The organism is Streptomyces aculeolatus (genome assembly GCF_020400605.1).
GTDB classification, from domain to species: Bacteria; Actinomycetota; Actinomycetes; order Streptomycetales; family Streptomycetaceae; genus Streptomyces; species Streptomyces aculeolatus.
The window spans coordinates 1-4,287 of the sequence record NZ_JAINRD010000059.1 but is presented as its reverse complement, the minus strand read 5'-3'; the positions used below and the strand labels follow the sequence as shown (position 1 = coordinate 4,287).

The 4,287-nt window shown below is 70.0% G+C and carries 3 protein-coding genes; all 3 read left to right on the top strand.

The annotated features are described in order from the left end of the window. Positions 1 to 585 (top strand): phosphatase PAP2 family protein (locus tag LG396_RS38655; RefSeq protein WP_504968455.1); only part of this gene is annotated, 585 nt, incomplete at its 5' end. 484 nt (positions 586 to 1,069) lie between these two features. Then, positions 1,070 to 2,104, top strand: a complete 1,035-nt coding sequence (locus LG396_RS38650) for a methyltransferase (RefSeq protein WP_018841034.1) — start codon at positions 1,070 to 1,072, stop codon at positions 2,102 to 2,104. A gap of 328 nt (positions 2,105 to 2,432) precedes the next feature. Beyond that, complete coding sequence (locus tag LG396_RS38645) at positions 2,433 to 3,824, top strand: MFS transporter (protein WP_225798286.1); 1,392 nt, start codon at positions 2,433 to 2,435, stop codon at positions 3,822 to 3,824. Positions 3,825 to 4,287: the final 463 nt, after the last annotated feature.

The window sequence follows — 4,287 nt, the reverse complement described above, 5'->3', positions numbered from 1 at the left end:
ATCGGCCTGAAGAACGACCAGAACAACGAGCTGGGCGTGCACGGCTGGGCGCAGTGGATGCTCCAGCACATCCTGGCGACCTTCGACACGCTGATCGCCGCCTGGGGATACAAGCGCAAGTACGAAGCCGTGCGGCCGATCACCGCGGTCCGGCACGTGTACGGCAACCGCAAGATCCGCGCCTGGGGCGGCGTCGGCATGGGCACGGTCGACGACATCCCGGCCAACGAGTGGGCCGGCTACCTGCCGGTGGGCGACCACCCGGAGTACCCGTCGGGCTCCACCACCGTGGGCTCCGCCGCCTCGCAGGCGGCGCGGCGCTTCTTCGACTCCGACGACCTGAACTGGGAGTTCGACTTCGAGGTCGGCAAGTCCATCGTGGAGCCGGGCATCACCCCCGTCGAGAACGTCCGGGTGAGCTTCCCCACCTGGACCGACTTCAACAAGAGGTGCGCCTACAGCCGCGTCGACGGCGGCGTGCACTTCAAGAAGACGGTCGAGCGGTCCATGGCGTTCGGCGAGCAGTTCGGCGACCTGGCCCACGACTTCATAGAGCGGCACGTCAAGGGCGAGGGCGACGGCTGACGGCCCTGCCCGAAGCAGCAGAAGGGGGCCTTTTGACACTCGGTACGAGTGCCGGAAGGTCCCCTCCTCTCACGCCTGCCGGGATACGCCGCACACTGCCCGGACCGGTGTCCGTCAAGGCGGCGACCGAGCCTGGACGGTCCGGCACCGCCAGGGCCGGACAAGGGGACACGAATCCGCTGTGCGGGGGAGGGGGATGCACGTCCGCTCCTCCCGGAATCCGCACGCGTTCGGAATGCGAGGCGCCGAACCGCAACCGGAACAGCATCGCGGCGCCGGCGCTGTCCCCGGTCCTCGCAGCGGCGGTCCCTCGCGCTGATGCCGAGGAAAGAGGCGGCAGCCGGGCGGACCGGTCGGCTCGGGAAGCAGCAGCAGACGAGGGCGTGACCTCTGACCAGCCAAACGCCACGGCAGTGGCACGGACGACTCGAAAGGGACCAGTACCTTGACCCCGGAAGCCACATTCACGCGATTCCGCGAATACATGGTGGGACCCTCGCGGTTCATGAGCCTGCTGTCCTGTTTTGAGCTCGGCGTCATCGACAAGCTCCGCGACACCCCCGGCATGACCGCGGCCGAACTCGGAGACGCCGTCGGCGCCAAGCCCGATGCCGTGGAACAACTCCTGCTGCTGCTGGTGAAAGAGAGCTTCCTCGCATACGACGAGGACACCGGCGGCTACTCCCTCGACGCGCTCGCGGACATCGCCGAGGACGACCTCCGGCAGGTGCTCGCCCGCATGGAAATGATCAAAGTCGTCACGCTCAGGCAGCTGTTCTATCTCACCGACAGCGTGCGGACCGGCACCACCGTCGGCCTGAACAAGCTCTACGGGCACGAAGGGAACCTGTACGACGCACTGGCCGAGCACAAGGACCTGCGCGAACCCTGGGCGCGGTTGATGAACGGCGAGACCGCCCACATCGACCCGTGGTTCTTCGACAACATCGACGTACCGCCCGGTTCGAACGTACTCGACCTCGCCGGGAACACCGGCCTCGGGGCCATCCACACGTGCAAGCTGAAGGCATCGCCCGGGCTCCGGGTGACGACCTTCGACCTGCCCGAGAAGGAAGAGGAGTGCCTGGCGAACTTCAGGAGCCACGGCGTGGAGGAGCACTGCTCGTTCATAGGCGGTGACGTCTTCGAAGAAGTACCCAAGGGCTTCGACGTAGTGCTGATCAAGCACTTCCTGCCCATGTTCGACAAGAGTGACGTGTTCAAGATCCTCGAAGGCGTCAACCGGTCGATGGACGTCGGCGGGCAGGTCCATCTCCTGGTACCGGTGTTCCCCGAGAACATCAAGGACTCCGACAACTACACCGTTGACTTCTTCCCCTCCTTCTTCATCGGCTGCGCCATGGGGCAGGGCGGGGCGCAGAAGATGTCGACGTGGCAGAAGTGGCTGGAGGAATGCGGGTTCACCGTCACCAAGGCAATCGCAGAGGACCCCGCCGACATGCTGCCGCACGCTCTGCCCGTGGAGGCCGTCCTGTCCGCCACGAAGCGCGCTGGATGAGCCGGGAATCCGGGTCACGAAGGCGAGCGGCGCGACGCCCCGCGCGGGCCTGACGGCCTGTCACGGCGCGTGACGGCGGGAGCGGCCGGCCCGCAGGGCCCGTATGGCTGCCGGATCGTTTCTGTTCCTGAGCGGAACGGTCACGAGGGAGCCGGCGGCGCGTTCAGCGATTCACGGATACGGCGTTGCCGCCCGGACCGTTCGCACGGCCGAACGGTCCGGGCGGCGTCCCGGCGGCAGCGGTCAGGCGCCCGCCGGCCGGCGGCGGTGCCTGGACCGCCGTATGACCCGCACGGCTTCACAGGAAACAGGAAAGGGGGCCCGGCCCATGAGCACGGATGCCTCGGCAAGGCCGAGTCCGCAGGAGTTCATCGACGCACGGCCCATGGGCCGCCGGCAGCGGCTCATCGTGAGGGTGGGCCTGCTCACGATGGTCGCCGAAGGACTGGACATCGCCATTGCCGGCTTCGTCTACCCCAGGATCAAGGAGGACTGGGGAGTCGGCGGCGGCGCGGTGACGGTGACCGTGACGCTGGGCGTCCTCGCGATGATCGTCGGCGGTGTGGCCGCCGGGCCGCTCGCCGACCGGCACGGTCGCAAGATCGTCACCCTCGCGGGCACCGTCTGCTTCGGCCTGTGCACGGCCGCCATGGGATTCACCCAGGGCATCGGCCTGTTCGCCGGGCTGCGCACCGTGGCCTGCCTGGGGCTCGGCGCGGTGCTGCCGAGCATGATGGTGCTCGTCGCGGACTGGATGCCCGCCGGGCGGCGGGTCCAGATGGTCGCGCTGGCCTTCGCCGGGGTGACGGCCGGTACCGCCGTCGGCGGGATCCTCGCCTCGGTCCTCGTGCCGGCGTTCGGCTGGCCCACGCTGCTGGTGGTGTGCGGGCTCGCCCCGCTGCTGCTGATCCCGGCGATCGTCCGCGTCGTCCCGGAGTCCGTCAGCGTGCTCGCCGCCCGCAAGCGGCCGCGGGAGGAACTGCGCGGCGCCCTGGAGACCGTCGCCCCGGGCGAGGACCTGTCCCGGGTGGACTGGGACCACAGCACGGAGCGCACGGGCACGCGGCCCACCCCGCGGGCCGTGCTGTCCCGGGGTGTCGCGCGCATGACCCTCCTGCTGTGGCTGTGCTTCTTCCTGGGGCAGGGGGTCGCGTTCGTGATCCTCACCTATCTGCCCGAACTGGCCGAGCGCGAGGGCCTGACGGAGGCGAAGGCCGCCGTATCCGTCGCGGCGTTCGGATGGGGCGGTCTGATCGGGCAGCTCTCGGTGTCTTTCGTCCTCAAGCGGTTCGACCGGTTCCGGGTCCTGGCCCTGCTGTGGGTGATGACCGTGGCGGGCCTCGGAGCGGCCGCCCTGGCCGCCGGCCGGTTCGCCGCGCTGCTCGTCACGGCGTTCCTGCTCGGGCTGTGCCTGCCGGCGGCCACCGCCGTACTCCAGGCGGTCACCGCGGTCGCCTACCCGCCGGCCGTGCGTGCCACCGCCGTGAGCTGGGCGAACAGCGCCGGTAAGGCGGGTCCGCTGGCCGGCGCTGTCAGCGGCGGCATCATGGTCGACGCGGGCTGGTCGCTGTCCGCAGTCATGCTCGTCCTCACCCTCCCGGTCGCCCTGGCCCTGCTGGCCACGCTGAAGCTGTACGCCCGCGGCCGCGGACAGCGGGAGGAGGAACCGCACACCGTCGCGCCCCGGCCGGTCCCGGGCCTGGGATCCGAGCAGCCGTGACCGCCCTGGGCCGGGCCCGGACTGCGCCGCCTCCTACGGCATGCGCAGGCCTGGCGGGGCACAGCAGCAGCCCGGGATTGTCATGCCCGCGACGGACCACCATCTGGTAGCACCTCCTAAGTGAGAGGAGCTATCATTTATCTATGACTGTCAGAAAACGCCGTCCGGTGCCGGCCGGACCGGTCGGTGACCGGTGGCCCGGTGTCCTCGTCACGGGTTCGGTGCAGGAGCCGTGAACGGCGAGGGCGGCGGTGCCTTCGCGGCCCGCCGCGTCCCGGCGGCCGGTACCCCGGCCGCTCCCGCATCCTGCAGCAACGCCCCGCCGGCCACCGCTGACTGCCGGCGCGGCCCCCGCCGCAACGCGAAGGCGGCGCACCACCTGACGTCCGGGCCCGCACCCCACCCCTTCACCCGGCGGCCGGCCCCTCCCCAGCGCCGACGCCGCAAGCCTTTTGAGAGGAAT

Coding starts and splice junctions, on each gene's coding strand:
- LG396_RS38650 (WP_018841034.1), top strand. CDS start 1,070: ATGGTGGGACCCTCGCGGTTCATGAGCCTGCTGTCCTGTTTTGAGCTC.
- LG396_RS38645 (WP_225798286.1), top strand. CDS start 2,433: ATGAGCACGGATGCCTCGGCAAGGCCGAGTCCGCAGGAGTTCATCGAC.